This is a genomic window from Solibacillus sp. FSL K6-1126, assembly GCF_038003445.1.
GTDB classification, from domain to species: Bacteria; Bacillota; Bacilli; order Bacillales_A; family Planococcaceae; genus Solibacillus; species Solibacillus silvestris.
Genome location: NZ_JBBOPD010000001.1, coordinates 3,738,437 through 3,756,755, shown reverse-complemented (window position 1 = coordinate 3,756,755; position 18,319 = coordinate 3,738,437). Strand labels below are relative to the sequence as shown.

Here is an 18,319-nt window from a genome sequence, read left to right as displayed (position 1 = left end):
ACACACTGCCTCGCTTTCAGATTAAATTTTAGATTGCTCCAAAAATATTCTGTTTAAGCATATTCAGTTCTTGATGGTCCTTTTGAGATTGATCATTCGCACTCATCGGGTTAACCCTCCAGTCACTTAGATTTGAAGTGAAATCTTTAATAGTATAGGCCGTATTTAATTTTTTAAACGTTAATCGAAAAAGTTTTTTAAAAAAATATGATGTATCCCATCTGTCACACTTGGTAGGGCAACTTTTAAGCAGAAAAATAAGAAAGAACCTGGAGTTTTAATTCCAGGTTCTTTTTTTGATTACCACTTATGATCCTCCATGACACACTGCCTCGCTTTCAGATTAATTTTAGATTACTCCAAAAATACTCTGTGTAAGCTTATTCAGTTTTTGTTGGTCCTTTTGAGATTGATCTTTCGCACTCATCGGGTTAACCCTCCAGTCACTTAGATTTGAAGTGAAATCTTTAATAGTATAGGTCAAATATTTTTTTTTATACAAAAAAGTTTTAATATTTTCCCGTAAAATTATCTGGATACAAAGCGCTAAAAATTGTCTTCATATAAATAAATTGGTGTTTATTTGATTACAGCATACATTCATTAATTTTACGCAAAATAAATAAGAATCCAATTCGTTTTCGGAGGTGAAATAAGTTGGCGAAAAAAAGTAAAACAAGCTTCAAAAAGGATAAAAAGGAAACAAAGGATACGAATCGTCGTGAGGAGTATTCAAAAGAGTTTAATCAAGTAATTCATAATAACCCGCCGCAAGAAGTAACAAAGCATAGAGGAACATAAGGATGTGGTGCACCGGGATATCATTTTGGTACCCGGTGCATGTGATTTTCCTAACTTATTGTTATAATATGTGTAAGAAATATGAATACATAAAGGAAGATGAATATGACATTTGAAGAGATTCTGCCGCGTTTAAAAAATGGAGAAAAAATAATCCGTAAAGGCTGGGGCGGTGCTGAACTATATGTAAAATATGTGCCGGCGACTACATTGGATGACTTGGACATGAACCCGTACTTTGTTATTAATGTAACTGGTGAAGGATATACAATGTTTACACCGACAGTTTGTGATATTTTAGCGGATGATTGGGAAATTGTTCTATAAGAAATTTACGCTGGCTTGTTTTATACAAGTCAGTTCTTTTTTTGGAGGGAATACAGTGGGAAACCGATTTGAAAATAAAGTGGTCGTCATAACGGGGGCCGCATCCGGGATTGGTCGTGCACAGGCAGCTGCCTTTTTAACAGAAGGGGCCACTGTTGTTGGTATCGATATTCAGAAAGCAGCTATAACAGACGATAAGTATCATCACTATGTAGGAAGTATAGCGGATAACCAATTTATTGAAGAAACGATTGGACAATTAAAGTCTATTGATATTTTATGCAATACAGCCGGCGTACTTGATGGTTATGCTCCGTCACTGGAGACAGAAGAAGCACTATGGGACAAAATCTTTAACGTGAATGTAAAAGGGATGTTCTTTGTAACGAACGCAGTATTAAAGAAAATGCTCAAACAAAAGCGCGGTATTATCGTAAATATGGCGTCCATCGCAGGAATGGTTGCTGGTGGCGGGGGAGCGGCATATACTGCATCCAAACATGCTGTAATCGGTTATACAAAGCAGCTTTCCTATGATTATTGTAAGGAAGGTATACGTGTGAATGGAATTGCACCGGGAGCGATTGAAACACCAATGAATGCGGCCGATTTTGAAGGGTCAGGAGAAATGGCGAAATTAGTTGCAGAGCAAACACCGGCTGGTCGATGGGCAAAGCCGGAAGAAGTTGCAAATGTTACGTTATTTTTAGCGAGTGAAGCAAGCGATTATATGCATGCAACAATATTACCGGTCGATGGTGGATGGATGAACAAATAAAGTATTGCCATTATTTAATATTTACTCCATAATGAATTGGTGCAAAATCACACTATGGCACTTTGGCAGGGTACTAGCACCCATGCTCCTTTGGTCATAGTTATCAGTAAAATAGCAACTAGCTATTTTATAAAGGAGGAAATTAAATAATGGAAAATTCTGTTTCATCATCACGTGTCAACGTGCATGAAACAGCTAAAGTTGCGATCGTTGCTTCTCTTTATGTAGCAGTGACGCTTGTTTTGGCTGTCATAAGTTTCGGAGCCGTGCAATTAAGGCTGTCGGAGATGTTTAACTATTTAGTTCTGTTCCATAAACGTTACATAGTAGCAGTAACATTAGGTGTGGTCATTGCAAACTTCTTTTCGCCGATGTGGTGGGTTGATGTACCGGTAGGCGGGATCGCTACACTGATTGTGTTAATAATTTGCCGTATCGTTACAAAAAATATGAAAAACTTAGTGTTAAAAATTATTGTAACCGGAGTTATTTTTACGGCATCCATGTTTACAGTGGCAGCACAGCTGATGGTCGTTTTTGATATGCCATTTTGGCCAACGTACGGAATGGTAGCAGTGGGGGAAGCCTTTTCAATGCTAGTAGGCGGCGTCACAATTTATTTATTACAAAAGAAAATTGATTTTACTAAATAATAATTAAAAAACCGTTAAATATAAGAAGCAGACAGTTCAAAAATGAATGTCTGCTTTTATTTTTGCATTAAGTAAAATATTCCAGCTTTGCATTTGGAAAGAATTTTTCCATGTAGCTGTAGAGTGTTTCTTTCATTTCATCTTCTTCGTCCTTTTGGTAAATATACTTACTGATTCCGTATTTCCCCCACTTCACACGTCTTGCTGATTCGTCCAGCTTTAGCTTCGTCTTCGGGTAGTTTTTATTAATCACATTTTTAGCAGCCTTTGTAAAACGGTGCTGAATAAATTCGAATGTAATATCTTCCCGAACGTCTTGCGGGAGTTCGGCGTCAAGTCGTTTAAACATATGATAGTAACCTTCCTGCCAACCGTCATGAAGATAAATCGGTGCTACGATAAACCCAAGAGGATAGCTCGCTCTCGCTACTTTCCCGGCTGCCTCAATACGCTGGGCAAGAGAGGATGTACCTGGTTCAAAATTTCTTATAACATAATCCGCGTTAATACTAAAACGAAATCTCGTATGACCATTATGTTTAGCATCGAGTAAATGATCAACATGATGAAACTTTGTGACAAACCTTAACCTGCCCAGCTCGGTTTGACCAAAATGCTCTATCGCCTTCTTTAATGAATGGGTTAAGTGATCCAAACCTACTATATCGGAAGTACAGGCTGCTTCAAACCTTGTAATTTCAGGTGCACGTTCTTCAATATACCGGTCAGCCGCTTCAAATATTTCCTCGACATTCACATATGTGCGAATATACGGTTTGCTTCCCATTGTTGTTTGTAAATAGCAATAATGGCAGTGCCCCATACAACCTGTAGCAAGCGGAATAGCATATTCTGCGGAAGGCTTGGACGTATCAAATTTCAACGTTTTGCGAATACCAACGACAAGAGTGGATTTTGCAATTCGATACTTTTGCAAATCATTATCACCGGGAAAGTCTCGTATTTGATTATGGGAAGTTGTATACCGTATCTCAATGCCTAACGCTTCAAACTTTTCTTTTAGTTCTTTGCCAAGCGGATAGTCCAATGCTTTCGGTTCAAAATAAACAAGCTGAGGGATGAAAGGTTTATTCATGTTTTTTACACAACACCTTCTCTTTATTTTGGTTTAGTTTGTCTTAAGGAGAGGGATTTTATGAGGTGGGAATAATTGCAGCAGATAGCAACGGGAAGACATTTACGTATGTTCGTCCACTTAGATTTTATAAAAAAATAAGACCCCTTAAAATTGGTAACAAACATAAACTAACCATTTTGCGACATGTGTTAGATTTGTTGGAGGTAGGAGTCTTATTTAAATGGAATATAAATGAATTGAAAAATTCAAATTATTTTTTTGTGAAGGGTAATTCCAAAAGGGAAGTATATTTTTGTTGGATTGTGTTATATTGTTTTACTGGCTCTAATTCGTTTTTTTCAATCATTATGATGCGTTCTAACAGGTCATCTGTTAATTGTTGAGAACTTGTAGAAACGACTAAGTGCGGTAACCCTAATAATGCAGCGAAATCAAAAACTTTAAACCGATAGCCTAATGGGATAGAGGGGACATTTGCTATCAGAGATAGAATGTTGGCATATAGCTTGAAGTTAATCGTTGCTTTACACCTTGATAATTGAGTGATCAATTGCTGTTCGGTATAAAGGTTTTTGTCTAGTACTACATTGTTCGGATCATTAATTTTATTGTAAAGTCTTTTGCAATGTAGGATATCGTCATTCCACACTGTGTAAATCAATATTTTATACCCTTTGTTAATTAATCTCTTCGCCGTTTCAACCAACTGTTCTTCTACTGATTCTTCATTTGCGCCGTATAAACGATTAAATGTTGTTCCCCAATTGATACCAATTATTTTTTCTTTTTCTGGAGTTTGCAATAAATGTGTATTTTGCAATAGTAAGGCAGGATCGCCAATCACTTTTACTTTTGCAGATATCTCATTGCCCACCATAAGTTCAATGGCCTTTTTAGTTAAGGGACCTCTAACCCCTACAAAAAGCGCATGTTCTATAACCTCTTCTAGTACATCCACATCTTTTTGTGTAAAGCTTGGGTTTAAGGAAATCAATTGATCATTTAACAGTAAGCCTAACGTTGGTTCTTCAATCCAATCTATTCCTGCGCCCCAAATGAGTACTGATTTTCCTCTATGAATGGCGTCTTGGAGAATTTGAAGATAGCCGGGCAAGAAGAGGGAGCCTCCACCTAATACAACCATATCAAATTCATCAAGATTTTTTAAATCAGTACCTGGTAGTGATGGCTTAATTGTGAATTTTCCCATGTCTAAATATTTGGCACATGTATCTTTAAACATATTCCACAATAGTTCATCACCCAAATTATTAAAGCCGATCCAGCCTATATATAATATATTTTTTATTCCATCCCACCTTATTTTCGTTTGTTGAGAGTAGATTTTTAAAATCTTTTTTACAATCGTCTGAATGTTAAACATTTCCTCGATAATCTCTCTGGCTTTTATTCCATTATGTCTGAGTTGCTCTGTATCTCTTAAAATTTTTTTTAGATCATCACTTAATTGATGTCTATTGCAAACAGCCTTTGAACCGTGATCTCCAAAATAATGACTCCATGCTTCTTGAAAATTGTTAGTATCCACAATACCGAAATAACCATGGTTCCCTACTGCAACCACTTGCTTTTCCGAAGCCATCGCCTCTAATGCTACTCGCCCCGTGCCAACGACACAATCTGCAATTGAATAATAGGGGTGCATATTATTTTGTTCTCCTACTATATGGATAAAAGCCTCACCGCAAATTCCCTCAATTGTTCGAGCCAAAGATGTAATTTCATCCAACTTGTTTCCATCGCCTACCACTATGACATGAAGGTTAGGAATTTCACCTACTTTTAAATCCTTGCAAGCTCTTAAAAAAATGGAACAAACATGCGCCTTAGCCCATGTAATTCTACTTGCATACAGAAGAATGGTGGCATCTTCCGGTATTTTCAATTCATTTCTTATATCTCTTTCAGCGAGATCTATGGGATAGTCTTCTAAGTTGATTCCATTTGGTACTAAGAAAGGATGTTCTACACCGAATGTTTTTACATAGTCACATAATGGAGGGCTTACACAGATGACTTCATCTGATAATTTGAGAAGTTCCTCTATCTCATGATTTGGATAATACGTCCCATGTATTGTTATAATTGTAGGAATGTCTCTGTTTTTTGCTGCCTTTCCAGCCAAGTAGCCAGATGAAGTTTGATGAATATGAACATGGGATATTTTTTCTGTTTCAATAATTAGTTCAATTTGTTTTATCAATTCCGTCTCATAGGTTTTCTCCAAAGTAATGGATTTTGGAAATTCAATATGATATATGGGACAATTCAATGCCTCATATGAATTGACTAAATTACCTGTTTTATTAGCAACGATTGCCACAAAGATATTATTTTTAATAAGTTCTTTTGCCAAACTTAATACATGAGTTTCAGTTCCGCCGATATAGAAGGCATCAACGGCAAGCAAAATCCTTTTTTCAGTCACTCTTCTCGCCTCCATAAAACGTCTTGGAGCGTTGCTGATCATGATTTCGATAGTAATAGAGAACATCTGTAAGATTATCTATCTTTAATTTTGCATTCAGAAATTTTACGATAAATTCATAATCTTCTGCACCGTTAATCCTTCGTGTGGGACCACCTATCATGTCAAAAACCTTTCCGCGAAATAAAATCGTTCCGTGACAGACACAATGACCTCCAGCCGCATAACATTCTTGTATAGAATTTCCGTATTGCAACCAATTAGATTTTTGTCCATCTTCTATTGAATCTGCGTTATAAAATACTTTGTAGTTTGCTCCAATTAAATCATAGTCTGGATTTTCCAGGAGAAAGTTTACCTGTTTATTTAAACGTAACGGGTGCGAAATATCATCGGCATCATTTACTGCAATATATTCGCCCGAGCTCATAAAATAGCCGACAGTAAGAGCACCGGCAAACCCTGTATTCACAGGAAGATTACATATAATAGTTTGAAAGTGGGGATTTGAATTTTCCAGCCACTTTTCAACTACGTCTAGTGTGTTGTCAGTAGAAGCGTCATTAACAATTATTACTTCAATTTTATCGTGTTTTTGACACTTCAGTCCATCTAGGCAATCTTCTATAAATTGCGCTGCATTATAGCATGGAATTACAACACTCACTAATCCTTCCTTCCTTTCCTTCATAGTTATCACCTCCCAATTATGATATGAACCTTATTTAATACCAACTGTGCGACATGCTTATATTTTATTGGGAATTATGGAAAATTGAATCTTTACCCAGAGAAGTTTCTGCAGTAAACATATCATTTAACATACCAACATAAAGGGGGGTGCAATATGGGGCAACTGCGTGCATTTCTTAATTCTTTGAAAGGGTCAAACCTTACAGTTACAACGGAATATTCAAAGGTAACCGGTATTTTAGTAGAAGTGGACTTGGACTTTATAACACTTAGAATGAACACGCATTTTCTATACATTCCATTAACCAGTATTGAAAATGTAGCTTATTAAAGAGGAGGTGGTGTAATGAGCCGCAAATTATTGAATACGCAGCTGGAGATGTTTTTAAAAAGGGAAATTACAGTAGCAGTAGGAGAAGACCTGATTACAGGAACATTGGAAGCGGTTAAACAGGACTTTCTAATTTTAACTGAATCTATTAATACCTACGAAAGGGAAAGTATAACAAGAATTATCGTTTTATCACAAATAAGCTATATACAAGTCCCACTGTAAGTAGAGGGGTATTAATCAAATATTGACCAAAAGGGCGGACTGTAATTGAATTTTTGGATCACAACTGTAAATGGGTTTGTACTACGCTAAAATATCACTTTTAATAAAAAGTGATATTTTAGCGAATATGAAATTTTTCGTACAGGTTACGAGGTTTAAAGTACCCGCAGTGCTACCTCCATCGTTTTCCCAGCGATTCATGTCACTGCTTTCATCATTTTCAATGTAATCTGCATGTTTGTCGTTTGGATGGGTATTTCCGCAACATTTCCGCAACTTCATTTTATTCATCATCCTTTTTATAATCATTCTTATTTAGTTTATGCAATAAACCCGTTTTAGTTAATGACTGAAGAAGGAGTGATGAATGTACCTACCAGGATCATCATCTATCTAATTATTTTAGGTTTATAAATGTACATACAGCCTCTACATATTCTTTTTTAGGATAATTGAAATATAATTCGCTCGCTAACCGGACGGGATCGCCAAAGAAGAAACGCTCGTATTGTGTTTGCCTAGTTCCAAATGAACTCATCGTTAAATCCCAAGCTAACCGGAATATTTTTACCCGTTCTTCAGCAGGTTTAGTTGCGGCTTGAAGATATTGATCTAAATCGCTTCTTATAGCAGAGTGAAATGCCTTTTCAGTTGGGAGTGTAATAATTCCGCTGGCACCAATGAGCTGAATGATTTCGGTGAGGCGGGCATAAATTTTCGAAAACGTATAACCGGCAACTTTCAATGGTAAAATTGCAGGTCGTAAATAGCCGTATTCATCTAGTGCTGCATCATTCTCCGATTTCTCCAATAGTGCTTTCATCGTTTCCAATCCAACAATAATTTCCGACATTTTTTCATGGATATGCTGATATTCATAAACTTTAATCGTATTGATGAGGAGTTCGGCAATTCCTAAAATAAATTCTGTTTTTACAATCTGCCTAATTAAAACTTGAGACTTGGCAAAATGATGAAAACCACTTTGCATAAGAAATTTTTCGGCAACCTCGACATTGTTGTAAAAAAAGACACGTTCCCATGGTACTAATACATTGTCAAATACCACAATGGAATCCATTTCTTCGTATTTTGAGCTTAAAGGATGATCAAATGCAGACACCCCGCCTATAAAAGAATCTCTGCAAATAAATTTTAAACCTTCTGTATTCGATGGGACGGCAAAGGAAAAAGTTTCATCTTCACCAAATACAAGCTTACCAACATTAAATACAAATACTTCATCTGTTAATCCGCCTTGTGTTGCTAAAAGACGTGCGCCTTTTATGATGATGCCTTCTTCAGTCTCGGCGATAACCCTTGCCGAAATAGGTTCGTTCGTGTTTTCAATATAACTTTGAGAACGATTTACTTGAGGGGTAATAAACGTATGGGTAAGCGATAAATCATTTTCCCTTACTATTTCAAAAAATGCCAGAAGGTTTTCCGGGTAGCATTTTTCCTGGCCTTCAAGCATTGCAGCAGAGGAGGTGAAGCCCATTAAAACAGAGTTCAAGTAATCGGGACTTCTTCCTAAAATGCCATGTGTATGTCTAGCCCAATGTTCCATCATTTTTCGCCTTTTTATTAAATCCTCTTTCGCTTTGGGCATCAAATAAGAAAGGCCGACACGTTCTCCGGTAAGGGGGGATACGAAGGTCATTTCATCTTTTATTTTAGGATTGTGCTGTAAATCATAAAGGGAAGCTTTCGTCTGAATAAGTCCTTTAAAAACAGGGTGTTCAGATATCAACCCTTCCAACTTTTCACCGTCCAACCATATTTCATTATTTAACGCATTTAATCGGTTAATATAATTTTCACCATTAATTGCACCCATTCACCCACTCCTTAAGTTTCATGATCATCGTCCAGCCAATTACTTACTTATATGCAAATGTAGGCTTGAACTAAAACAAGGTAGCACTTTGTATGTTTGTATATACGCAACATATGTAAGGACAGGTTTTAAAGTGCTTCGTAATATGTGAATTTTTGAAAGGAAGCGTTAAGTAAATGCTGTATTCATCTATTTAATAAATAAAAAAGCATCCGGAAAAAACGCGTTTTTACACGTCCGAACCAGATGCCTACTATAATTTTAAGGGATAAATATTTTAGTTGACTTAGAGCAAAATTTCATTTTAACCTAACGTAAAATAATATGTCAATAAAATTTTTGTAATTTCTATAAAAAAATGTTATAATAGTCTTACAATTGTTTTCGGTGCGTATTATGTATTCTTTGTTCTTTTTGAATTCATTATTAAGGATACGTATTTATGTACTTTTTTTATTCACGAGAGCAAAAATTTTAACAGTTGTCTAAGCTCTAAACTAGAGTTAATTATTGGCTGACGATTGAACGTAACTGTGTTTTTATTTTACAAGGAGGATTTAAATAATGAATCTAATCAATAAAAAAGTTACACATAAGCATTTCGGAATGGGTAGTATCGTTAAACAGAATGAATCAAGCATTGAAATACATTTCGCATCGGAAAGTAAAAAGTTTGTTTTCCCTGATGTATTTGGAAAGCATTTAGTACTTCACGATAAAGATGATGTGCAAACGCTAGAAAAAATCATTCAGAAAAAAGAACTTGAGCGAAGAGAAGAAGAATGGCAAAAAGAAGAGAAATTAAAACTCCAGCGTAAAAACCAGGAACAACGATTAATTCATGAAAAACATATGAAAAACTTTAAACTTCATCCAGAATCACAATTGGTTTTCTGGTGTGACACTGAAGAACAGCAAACAGCTTTTTCAGATTGGAAGGTTTTTTCGGGATTAACGAAGAGCGGTGTAAATAAAGGGAAGCCTGTAAAACCAATTCGTCTGCACCTGAACAGTGCTGTGTTGTTAACGGCAGTGGATGAAAATTCGCCTGAAAAGGAACGACGCATTTTAGGTGTGTATATGGTAGAAGAGAATTTTATCGGGAAATTGAGTGAAGATGGATATATTCCGGCACATTCAAAGTACAGAATTCAACTGACAGAACAGGAAGCTGAGCAAATGCTGTTCTGGAACTATTATGTAAACGAGAAGTTCACTCATAAAATGACGTGGAATACAGGTAAGCATCGTTATTTTGATAATGTATGGATGGCTCAAATTTTACGTGATATTGTTTCCTTGAAAACAGACCCTCAGGAAAAAGAGCTGGCTCAACAATTCTTTACACATTTCTGTAAAATGAATGAAATAACAGCGCAAGAATTACCACAGCCTAATGGTGCCTTGAAGCGTATTTAATTATATAGATACTTGTAAAAAAGAACGAATTCCAAAGGGAGTTCGTTCTTTTTTAGTTTTAACTGGTGCTTTAATCAAATATATAACGGATTACTTCAATTGCCTGATCAACAGTTTCCACTGTCACATTTGCTTTGTTGGATAACTCTTTTAAAGGGTGAATTAATGACTCGGGACGGATGATGATTGTCGGTTTATTCAATGCAATCGCTGTACTTACATCCATTGCGGTATTCCATTGTTTATACTTTTCACCGAATAATGCAATGACGACATCCGCTTTTTGCATTAACACCTGTGTCCGGAAATTATTAATATCAGAAGCAGCATTGTCCTTATAATATGCAGAAGGCTGTATGCCTAAAATCTCCTCGCCAATATTATCTGAACGGTCGTGGTCTGTCTGTGGTGCTACAAAGTGTAGCGGAAGATTTTTTACCTTCGCCTTTTGTGCGATTTCTTCACGCCAATTATCATGTATCTGTCCTGCTAAATAAACTGTTAGTTCCATACGAATGCCTCCTCTAATTTCTTGCCTTATATTCATACTAACGAATTCATCTATATATTTGAAGTAAACCCTCTGTTAAAGGATGGGAGAATGCATTGCTGATATTATGATATGGTTGTAGAAGAGTACAATTGAAAATAGAAGATGATTTAAAGGAGGTACACAATGAAAATCGGTTTAATCGGCGCGGGTGCAATTGCTCATTTCCTGTTGGAAGAAATAAATGAAAAGAGGCAAGAAAACTTGCGTATTACAAGTGTTTTTGTGAGGGACAGGGAAAAGCATCATTTACTTGAATCCAATTATGGAGTAAAGCTGTACACGGAAATAGATGCATTTTTAGATTCAGAAATTGATATTGTTGTGGAGGCTGCAAATATTGAAGCAGTTCATACATTACTTCCGGCGGCAATCAGGAAAAAGGATGTTGTCTTAATTAGTATTGGTGCATTAGTGGATGAGGAACTGTTGGCAGGGCTGAACACCTTAGCGAATGAATTCAACCGAATACTTTACTTGCCATCAGGTGCAATCGGAGGATTGGATTTACTGCAAAACGCTCATGTGCTTGGTACAGTTACATCCGTTTCACTGACAACGCGTAAACCGGCAAGCTCTTTAATTGAAGAACAGATCGAGGAAGAGAAAGTGATATTTGAAGGGAGTGCGACAGAAGCGATCAGACGTTACCCTAAAAATATGAATGTATCGATTGTGCTTGCGCTGGCTGGAATTGGATTTGACGAAACGAGTGTAACTTTAGTGGCAGACCCGAAAATTGATAAAAACATTCACCAAATTGAAATGACAGGGGATTTTGGGGAAGCAACATTTACAATTAAGAATAGTCCGCTACCTGCAAATCCTAAAACGAGTTATTTAGCAGCGATGAGTATTTTAGGAACACTTAAAAAAATAAAACAGAAACTGCTAATTGGTTAATGAAGCAAAAAATCAATCTATTTATTAAAAGACAGCTTTTTAAATCATCTGCTTTTACTTTTCTGCACTATTTACGCTAATATTGTTAGAGGAAATTTAAAAGTAAGAGATGATTGTTTGTAATGAGAGGAATTGAACTTAACATATGAAAGAGAATTTTTGGCAGGAGCTACCGAAACCATTTTTTGTACTCGCGCCGATGGAAGATGTGACAGATTTAGTTTTTCGGCATGTAGTGGCTGAAGCAGGAAGACCAGATGTATTTTTTACCGAGTTTACTAATTCGGAAAGTTACTGTCACCCTGATGGAATTAAAAGTGTCCGTGGTCGCTTAACATTTACAGAAGACGAACAGCCGATTGTTGCACATATATGGGGAGACAATCCCGACAATTTCCGCAAGATGAGCATTGGTATGGCAGAATTGGGCTTCAAGGGAATTGATATTAATATGGGATGCCCAGTACCGAATGTTGCAGGCAGAGGGAAAGGCAGCGGTCTGATTTTACGTCCCGATGTGGCAGCAGAGCTAATCGAAGCTGCTAAAGCAGGTGGTCTGCCGGTCAGCGTGAAAACACGACTAGGTTATAAAGAAATAGATGAGTGGAAAGAGTGGCTCACACATATTTTAAAACAGGATATTGCAAATCTTTCTATTCATTTACGTACACGAAAAGAAATGAGTGCTGTTGATGCACATTGGGAGCTTATTCCGGAAATTAAAGCGTTGCGAGATGAAATTGCGCCAAATACACTGTTAACAATTAACGGCGATATTCCGGACCGTCAAGTTGGTTTAGAACTTGCAGAAAAGTACGGAATTGACGGGGTAATGATAGGACGCGGTATTTTTAAAAATCCGTTTGCTTTTGAAAAGGTTCCAAAGGAGCACAGTCCAGGAGAGTACCTTGACCTTCTAAAACTGCAGCTTGATCTGCAGGACAAGTATGCCGAAGAACTGCCACGTTCAATGTCAGGTCTTCACCGCTTTTTCAAAATTTATGTAAAAGGCTTCCGAGGTGCCGGTGAACTGAGAAACCAGTTGATGAATACAAAATCTACGGATGAAGTACGTTCATTGCTTAATAGCTTTGAGTTGAATAAAGAAGAATAATAATAGGCTTGATTCCGGTAAATGGAATCAAGCCTATTTTTCACCGTTTTTGTAAGCAGCTATAAAGTGGATACAAAACTTACCTCCGGTTGCTTATTTAAAACCTGTTAAAAGAGCGAATGCACGTTAATTTCTGGAAAAAAGAACTGAATTCCTATTAAGGGAGTCCGTTCTTTTTTATGCATTTCATAAGGATTTCTAATTTTGAAAGAAATAAATATTTTCTTATAGAGAGTAAATTTATTTGTTTTGCTATTAATATTTACTTTTTTAATATAATATTAAAGTGTTATATAACAATGCTTTATGTATAAAAATACTATTTACATCGATTAAATAGTGGGATTTTTTGTATATTCTCCTCTTAATATTCATTTGTATACTTAAATCGAAATATTTTAAATACTATTGCTTTTTTTCTTAACCTAAGTAAAAATGTAAAAGGTAATAACAATATAGCATCAAAAATAGGTATAAGGCTATTTATAATCAAATTTTAGGGGGTAAGGAATTGTTTTCAACAACTTGGAATCGGTTATGGGAAATGCATGATCAAGTAAAAGACATGTTTACTTTTTTCATAAAACCAAATTCTTCAAAGGTCGTATCAAAGGGTGTTACCGGAAAGTCTGGTAACGAAAACTCAGGTAATGGTGGTGGATATACGCCTCGCAGTTATACAACAGCGCAGATGATTGGTCTATTTTTAGGTCCACTGCTTTTTGTTTTAACATTATTGTTCTTCCAGCCAGAAGGTCTCTCAACAGAAGCAAGGGGAGTATTGGCAAGTACTATTTGGATTGCGACATGGTGGATTACGGAAGCGATTCCGATTCCGGCAACATCGTTATTGCCGCTCGTATTGTTTCCATTAACGAATAGCTTGGATATGAAGGTAACAGCATCTTCTTATGGGGATGAAACGATTTTCCTGTTCATGGGTGGATTTATTATCGCTCTTGCAATGGAGAAATGGAACTTACATAGACGTATAGCAATTTCAATTATTTCAATGGTCGGTACAAATATGGACCGAATTGTTCTAGGATTTATGATTGCAACAGGATTTTTATCGATGTGGATTTCTAATACCGCTACAGCGATGATGATGATTCCAATTGGACTTGCCATCATCAACCAAGTTGCAGACGGATTAAAAAATGACCCGTCGATTGATACATCTCCACAGCGTTTTGCATTTGGTAAAGCATTGATGCTCGGAATTGCATATTCTGCCTCACTTGGTGGAATCGCCACATTAATCGGTACACCGCCAAATACATTGCTTGCTGGAGCGATTAATAAAATGTATGGCATTGAACTATCATTTGCTGGATGGATGCTGTTTGGTGTACCATTTGCATGGATTTTTATTTTTGTGACATGGATTTACCTTGTAAAAATTGCGTTTCCATCAAAATTAAAAACATTGCCTGGTGGACGTGCTGTTATTGATAAACAGAAAAAAGATCTTGGAGCTGCATCAATTGAAGAAAAGCTTGTATTTGTTGTCTTTGCATTAGCGGCATTTTCTTGGATTACGCGTACATTTTTACTGAGCAAATTTGTCGACGGTTTAACAGATGGAATGATTGCTGTTATTTTTGCGATTGTGTTATTTGCGATACCTTCAGTAAACCGTAAAGGCGACCGCTTAATGGATTGGCAAACAGCAGTTAAATTGCCATGGGGCATTCTGCTTCTATTCGGGGGTGGCCTTGCAATTGCTTCCGGTTTCGTAAGTACTGGCTTGTCAGAATGGATAGGAGCACAACTTATGGGACTTGAAGGCGTAAGTGTTATCGTCCTGATTTTCCTTGTTGCAGCACTTGTACTTGCTTTAACGGAAATTACTTCAAACACTGCAACTGCTTCTATGATGTATCCAATTATGGCATCTCTTGCTGTTGCATTAGGTGTTCATCCATATGCTTTAATGATTGCTGCTGGTGTAGCTGCATCATGCGCATTCATGCTACCAGTGGCCACACCGCCAAATGCGGCAGTTTTCGGATCAGGTTATATTAAAATAACTGACATGATGAAGGCAGGATTTGCATTGAATGTATTCGGTGTAGTATTCATCACACTGTCCATTTATTTCCTTCTTCCAATTATGTGGGATATTGATCTGAATTCAGTACCGGAAATGTTTAAAGTAATGAATAAGTAATTTAAAAAGGTGAAATCGAAAAGATTTCACCTTTTTTTGCTTTAATTATCGTTATATACGGTCATTTTCTTACTTCCAATTAAATAGATGATTAAAATAAGAATCATAAGTACCGCAGAAATACTGAAGGTCATACCGTAGCCAACTATACTTGCTATAAAACCTAATCCTACTGAACCAATAGCTAAACCGGAATCGATAAATATAAGAAGCATCGAATTGGCTGTTGTCTTTTTCTCCGGTGGAACAAGTGTTAATGCCCAAGCTTGAATAATGGGATGAAGAATAGCAAAAGCAATTCCGAACAGTACACCTGACAGTAAAACCATAATCATGTTAGTTGAAAAGCCTAATACAACCAACCCGACAGCACCTGAAACAGCAGCCGGAATAATGAGAATTCTATGCCCGAACTTATCGAAAATTCTACCGGAAAAAGAACGGATGATTACCATTGTAATTCCTTGAGCTATAAAAAACTGTGATATGCTTGCCCCTACATTAATTTCTTTCCCCAATGCCCCCATAAAGTTCACAATCCCTGCAATCGTCATATAATTGAATGCTACTAAAATAGACGGAAGAAGAACACGTTTATCAAACATATATTTATAGAACGGCTCTTTATTTCTCACATTTGGATGTTCCTTTTCAACTTTCGTATTTTTTGTAAAAAGACTGCACACAAATGAAAATGCCATAAGACCTAATGTTAGTACCATCATAGACTGGAATGAAAAATTTGCTAAATAGGAAATAGCAATAAGAGGCCCTATTGTTGTCCCGAGGCTCGTAGACATTGCAAAGAAAACAATTCCTTCACCTAAGCGGGATTTTGGCACAATAGTACTGGATATAGTAAACACCAAATTTGTAAGCATGCAAAATCCAATCCCTTGAAGAGCTCTAATGACGATTAAAAATCCGATTGAATCATTGACGAAAGTGAGGGCGATTGTTCCTATAAAATAAAGCAAAGAAATAATCAGCAGCAATTTCATATTAATTTTTTGGATAATTATACTAGCGAAGAAGCGTGTAATCAGGGATGCAGTCATTAAAGTTGTCGTCATAATTCCTGCAATTGCAGGGTTTTCACTAATCGTGGCTACATAAATTGGAAAACCTGCTGTAATCATATAAAAAGAAACGAACATTATTAAAGACAGTAAAATAATTATTAAGTATTGGTTTGTCCATAGTTTGACTTTTGTATTATTCATGATGGAAAAACCACCTTTCAAGGCAATATGATAGCAATATAAATTACTTTGCCCATTTCAAAAAAAATTATTTCAGGCCAGGATTTGTTATTAGCGGCATACATTCATAAAGTTCAAACCATACTATTCTTTATATAATTAGTTTGAAGGTGACACGATGAAACGAAAATTAATAGTTGCAGCAATCTTTGTTGCTGTTATCTGTGCTAGTTTTTTATTAGCGCTTTCAATTTCCCCATTAAAAAAACTGGAAGGTCAAATAATGAAAGACCCGAATAAACCTGTAGTTCTCATTGTCATAGATTCCTTAATGAATGAACCATTGCAAAAAGTGATAAAAGAAGGTAATGCACCTGCTTTAGTATATTTAATGAACAACGGACAGCTGCATCAGGAAATGATTAGCTCTTATCCGACGATGTCAGTCACGATTGACAGTACGTTACTAACGGGTACATATCCAGATCAGCATCAAGTGCCGGGATTAATCTGGTTTAAAGAAGATGAAAAACGAATGATTAGCTACGGCAGCGGAATCGGCGAAATCTGGAGTAATGGAGTTAAAAATGTTGCTCTTGATAGTGTTGTCCATTTGAATAGCAGCCATTTAAGTAAAGAAGTGCAAACAATCCATGAAGAGCTGGCTCATCGGAATCTTTCTTCAGCTTCGATCAACGGTCTTTTATATCGTGGAAATTTTCAACATCGCCTAAATATACCTAAATTAATTACGGTAGCAGATTTTTTGCCGGAAAATATTGATGTTAATGGTCCTGCAATATTTTCACTTGGAACGTTATCTCAATATAATTCAGAAAATAATCGTTATAAATTTGTATGGAATCGTTTAGGTGTCAATAACCAATTTACTGCGAATGAACTGAATTACTTGATTGACCAAAAGATGTTACCGCCCTTTACACTTGCCTATTTACCGGATGCAGATGCTTCTATACACAAACACGGGCCTGAAGATTTAAAGGGAATACAGAAAGCGGATCAAGCAATACAAAACATTCTAAATCGCTTTCCATCATGGGAAGAGGCTATACAAGAAGTAACTTGGATTATACTGGGCGATAGTGGTCAATCGATTGTAACTGATGATAAAGAAACGGCATTAATTGATTTAAATCAGTTATTGAAGGATTGTACTTTTTGGGAAAGGGAAAATCCGAATGCCCAACTTGCCGTCGCTGTTAACGAGCGTATGTCATACATTTACTTAATTGACCCTCAAGTTGAGCTATCGGAAATTGTAAATGTTTTAAAAGAGGATGAGCGAATTGGCTTTATCGCATGGAAGAGTGGACAAACAAACTATGTTGTCAGCCCACAAAGTGACGGAGAGTTAGAATTTTCAAGAGAAGGTAACTTTATTGATGAATATAATCAAGCATGGCGAATCGCTGGCGATGCCTCAATTTTGGATTTAAATATGACGAATGAACAACGTATTGTATATCAGGATTATCCAGATGCACTTGCAAGGCTGCATGGAGCGCTTCATTCACAGGAAGGGCGTGTTATTATCGTGGATGCTAAACCATCTTATGAGTTTATTGAAAAGCATAGCCATGACCATGCGGGTGGCGGCGCACATGGATCTCTTCATAAAGTAGATTCGATTGTTCCGATTATAGTGACTGGGGAAAGTGAATTACCTGAATCTGATCGAATAGTTGATTTGAAAAAGTGGATACTTCAATTACTGGGTGAATCATAACTATGAAAGCATCCA

At 36.5% G+C, this 18,319-nt stretch carries 17 protein-coding genes; 11 read left to right on the top strand and 6 right to left on the bottom strand.

Features of this window, described 5'->3' with window-relative positions; translation table 11 throughout:
• The first annotated feature begins 657 nt into the window (after positions 1–657).
• The 4 genes from MHH44_RS18770 (at position 658) to MHH44_RS18755 (ending at position 2,559) form a co-directional block, all read left to right on the top strand.
• On the top strand, positions 658–801 hold the full coding sequence (locus MHH44_RS18770; RefSeq protein ID WP_168214724.1) for a hypothetical protein: 144 nt from the start codon (positions 658–660) through the stop codon (positions 799–801).
• Between the two features lie 105 nt (positions 802–906).
• On the top strand, positions 907–1,128 hold the full coding sequence (locus tag MHH44_RS18765; RefSeq protein ID WP_008405570.1) for a DUF2829 domain-containing protein: 222 nt from the start codon (positions 907–909) through the stop codon (positions 1,126–1,128).
• Between the two features lie 55 nt (positions 1,129–1,183).
• On the top strand, positions 1,184–1,906 hold the full coding sequence (locus MHH44_RS18760; protein ID WP_340799321.1) for a 3-oxoacyl-ACP reductase: 723 nt from the start codon (positions 1,184–1,186) through the stop codon (positions 1,904–1,906).
• A 149-nt stretch (positions 1,907–2,055) separates the two neighbouring features.
• Positions 2,056–2,559, top strand: coding sequence for a QueT transporter family protein (locus tag MHH44_RS18755; RefSeq protein WP_340799320.1), 504 nt, complete (start codon positions 2,056–2,058; stop codon positions 2,557–2,559).
• 67 nt (positions 2,560–2,626) lie between these two features.
• Here the strand turns inward: MHH44_RS18755 and splB are convergent, their stop codons facing one another.
• The 3 genes from splB to MHH44_RS18740 all read right to left on the bottom strand — a co-directional run bounded on the left by splB (position 2,627) and on the right by MHH44_RS18740 (position 6,798).
• Complete coding sequence (gene splB, locus MHH44_RS18750; protein WP_340799319.1) at positions 2,627–3,655, bottom strand: spore photoproduct lyase; 1,029 nt, start codon at positions 3,653–3,655, stop codon at positions 2,627–2,629.
• A gap of 253 nt (positions 3,656–3,908) precedes the next feature.
• Complete coding sequence (locus tag MHH44_RS18745; RefSeq protein ID WP_340799318.1) at positions 3,909–6,107, bottom strand: polysaccharide pyruvyl transferase family protein; 2,199 nt, start codon at positions 6,105–6,107, stop codon at positions 3,909–3,911.
• Positions 6,100–6,798 (bottom strand): glycosyltransferase family 2 protein, encoded by a 699-nt coding sequence (locus MHH44_RS18740; RefSeq protein WP_340799317.1) that lies wholly within the window; start codon positions 6,796–6,798, stop codon positions 6,100–6,102. Before MHH44_RS18740 ends, MHH44_RS18745 begins: the two co-directional genes overlap by 8 nt.
• A gap of 156 nt (positions 6,799–6,954) precedes the next feature.
• Here MHH44_RS18740 and MHH44_RS18735 point away from each other — a divergent pair, with 156 nt between their 5' ends.
• On the top strand, positions 6,955–7,131 hold the full coding sequence (locus tag MHH44_RS18735) for a DUF2642 domain-containing protein (RefSeq protein ID WP_008405580.1): 177 nt from the start codon (positions 6,955–6,957) through the stop codon (positions 7,129–7,131).
• A gap of 15 nt (positions 7,132–7,146) precedes the next feature.
• Positions 7,147–7,356, top strand: coding sequence for a hypothetical protein (locus MHH44_RS18730; protein WP_008405583.1), 210 nt, complete (start codon positions 7,147–7,149; stop codon positions 7,354–7,356).
• Between the two features lie 397 nt (positions 7,357–7,753).
• Here the strand turns inward: MHH44_RS18730 and hpaB are convergent, their stop codons facing one another.
• Complete coding sequence (gene hpaB, locus MHH44_RS18725; RefSeq protein WP_340799316.1) at positions 7,754–9,196, bottom strand: 4-hydroxyphenylacetate 3-monooxygenase, oxygenase component; 1,443 nt, start codon at positions 9,194–9,196, stop codon at positions 7,754–7,756.
• 564 nt (positions 9,197–9,760) lie between these two features.
• On the opposite strand from hpaB, the gene MHH44_RS18720 reads away from it, so the two are divergent.
• A complete protein-coding gene (locus MHH44_RS18720; RefSeq protein ID WP_008405590.1) occupies positions 9,761–10,615 on the top strand; it encodes a hypothetical protein in 855 nt (284 codons plus the stop codon).
• Between the two features lie 70 nt (positions 10,616–10,685).
• On the opposite strand, the gene MHH44_RS18715 is transcribed toward MHH44_RS18720, so the two are convergent.
• Positions 10,686–11,126, bottom strand: coding sequence for a YtoQ family protein (locus MHH44_RS18715; RefSeq protein WP_008405594.1), 441 nt, complete (start codon positions 11,124–11,126; stop codon positions 10,686–10,688).
• A 165-nt stretch (positions 11,127–11,291) separates the two neighbouring features.
• Between MHH44_RS18715 and nadX the strand changes: the two genes are divergently transcribed.
• The 3 genes from nadX (at position 11,292) to MHH44_RS18700 (ending at position 15,355) form a co-directional block, all read left to right on the top strand.
• A complete protein-coding gene (gene nadX, locus MHH44_RS18710; RefSeq protein WP_340799315.1) occupies positions 11,292–12,068 on the top strand; it encodes an aspartate dehydrogenase in 777 nt (258 codons plus the stop codon).
• A 145-nt stretch (positions 12,069–12,213) separates the two neighbouring features.
• Positions 12,214–13,182 carry a tRNA dihydrouridine synthase gene (locus MHH44_RS18705; RefSeq protein ID WP_340799314.1) on the top strand — a complete coding sequence of 323 codons (969 nt, stop codon included), beginning with the start codon at positions 12,214–12,216 and terminating at the stop codon, positions 13,180–13,182.
• 511 nt (positions 13,183–13,693) lie between these two features.
• Positions 13,694–15,355, top strand: coding sequence for an SLC13 family permease (locus MHH44_RS18700; RefSeq protein WP_340799313.1), 1,662 nt, complete (start codon positions 13,694–13,696; stop codon positions 15,353–15,355).
• A 41-nt stretch (positions 15,356–15,396) separates the two neighbouring features.
• On the opposite strand, the gene MHH44_RS18695 is transcribed toward MHH44_RS18700, so the two are convergent.
• Positions 15,397–16,578 (bottom strand): MFS transporter, encoded by a 1,182-nt coding sequence (locus tag MHH44_RS18695; RefSeq protein WP_340799312.1) that lies wholly within the window; start codon positions 16,576–16,578, stop codon positions 15,397–15,399.
• Between the two features lie 157 nt (positions 16,579–16,735).
• Between MHH44_RS18695 and MHH44_RS18690 the strand changes: the two genes are divergently transcribed.
• Positions 16,736–18,304: an alkaline phosphatase family protein gene (locus MHH44_RS18690; protein ID WP_340799311.1), complete on the top strand. Its 1,569-nt coding sequence runs from the start codon at positions 16,736–16,738 to the stop codon at positions 18,302–18,304.
• The last annotated feature ends 15 nt before the right edge of the window (positions 18,305–18,319 follow it).

Coding starts and splice junctions, on each gene's coding strand:
- MHH44_RS18765 (WP_008405570.1), top strand. CDS start 907: ATGACATTTGAAGAGATTCTGCCGCGTTTAAAAAATGGAGAAAAAATA.
- MHH44_RS18755 (WP_340799320.1), top strand. CDS start 2,056: ATGGAAAATTCTGTTTCATCATCACGTGTCAACGTGCATGAAACAGCT.
- splB (WP_340799319.1), bottom strand. CDS start 3,655: ATGAATAAACCTTTCATCCCTCAGCTTGTTTATTTTGAACCGAAAGCA.
- MHH44_RS18740 (WP_340799317.1), bottom strand. CDS start 6,798: ATGAAGGAAAGGAAGGAAGGATTAGTGAGTGTTGTAATTCCATGCTAT.
- MHH44_RS18735 (WP_008405580.1), top strand. CDS start 6,955: ATGGGGCAACTGCGTGCATTTCTTAATTCTTTGAAAGGGTCAAACCTT.
- MHH44_RS18730 (WP_008405583.1), top strand. CDS start 7,147: ATGAGCCGCAAATTATTGAATACGCAGCTGGAGATGTTTTTAAAAAGG.
- hpaB (WP_340799316.1), bottom strand. CDS start 9,196: ATGGGTGCAATTAATGGTGAAAATTATATTAACCGATTAAATGCGTTA.
- MHH44_RS18720 (WP_008405590.1), top strand. CDS start 9,761: ATGAATCTAATCAATAAAAAAGTTACACATAAGCATTTCGGAATGGGT.
- MHH44_RS18715 (WP_008405594.1), bottom strand. CDS start 11,126: ATGGAACTAACAGTTTATTTAGCAGGACAGATACATGATAATTGGCGT.
- nadX (WP_340799315.1), top strand. CDS start 11,292: ATGAAAATCGGTTTAATCGGCGCGGGTGCAATTGCTCATTTCCTGTTG.
- MHH44_RS18705 (WP_340799314.1), top strand. CDS start 12,214: ATGAAAGAGAATTTTTGGCAGGAGCTACCGAAACCATTTTTTGTACTC.
- MHH44_RS18695 (WP_340799312.1), bottom strand. CDS start 16,578: ATGAATAATACAAAAGTCAAACTATGGACAAACCAATACTTAATAATT.
- MHH44_RS18690 (WP_340799311.1), top strand. CDS start 16,736: ATGAAACGAAAATTAATAGTTGCAGCAATCTTTGTTGCTGTTATCTGT.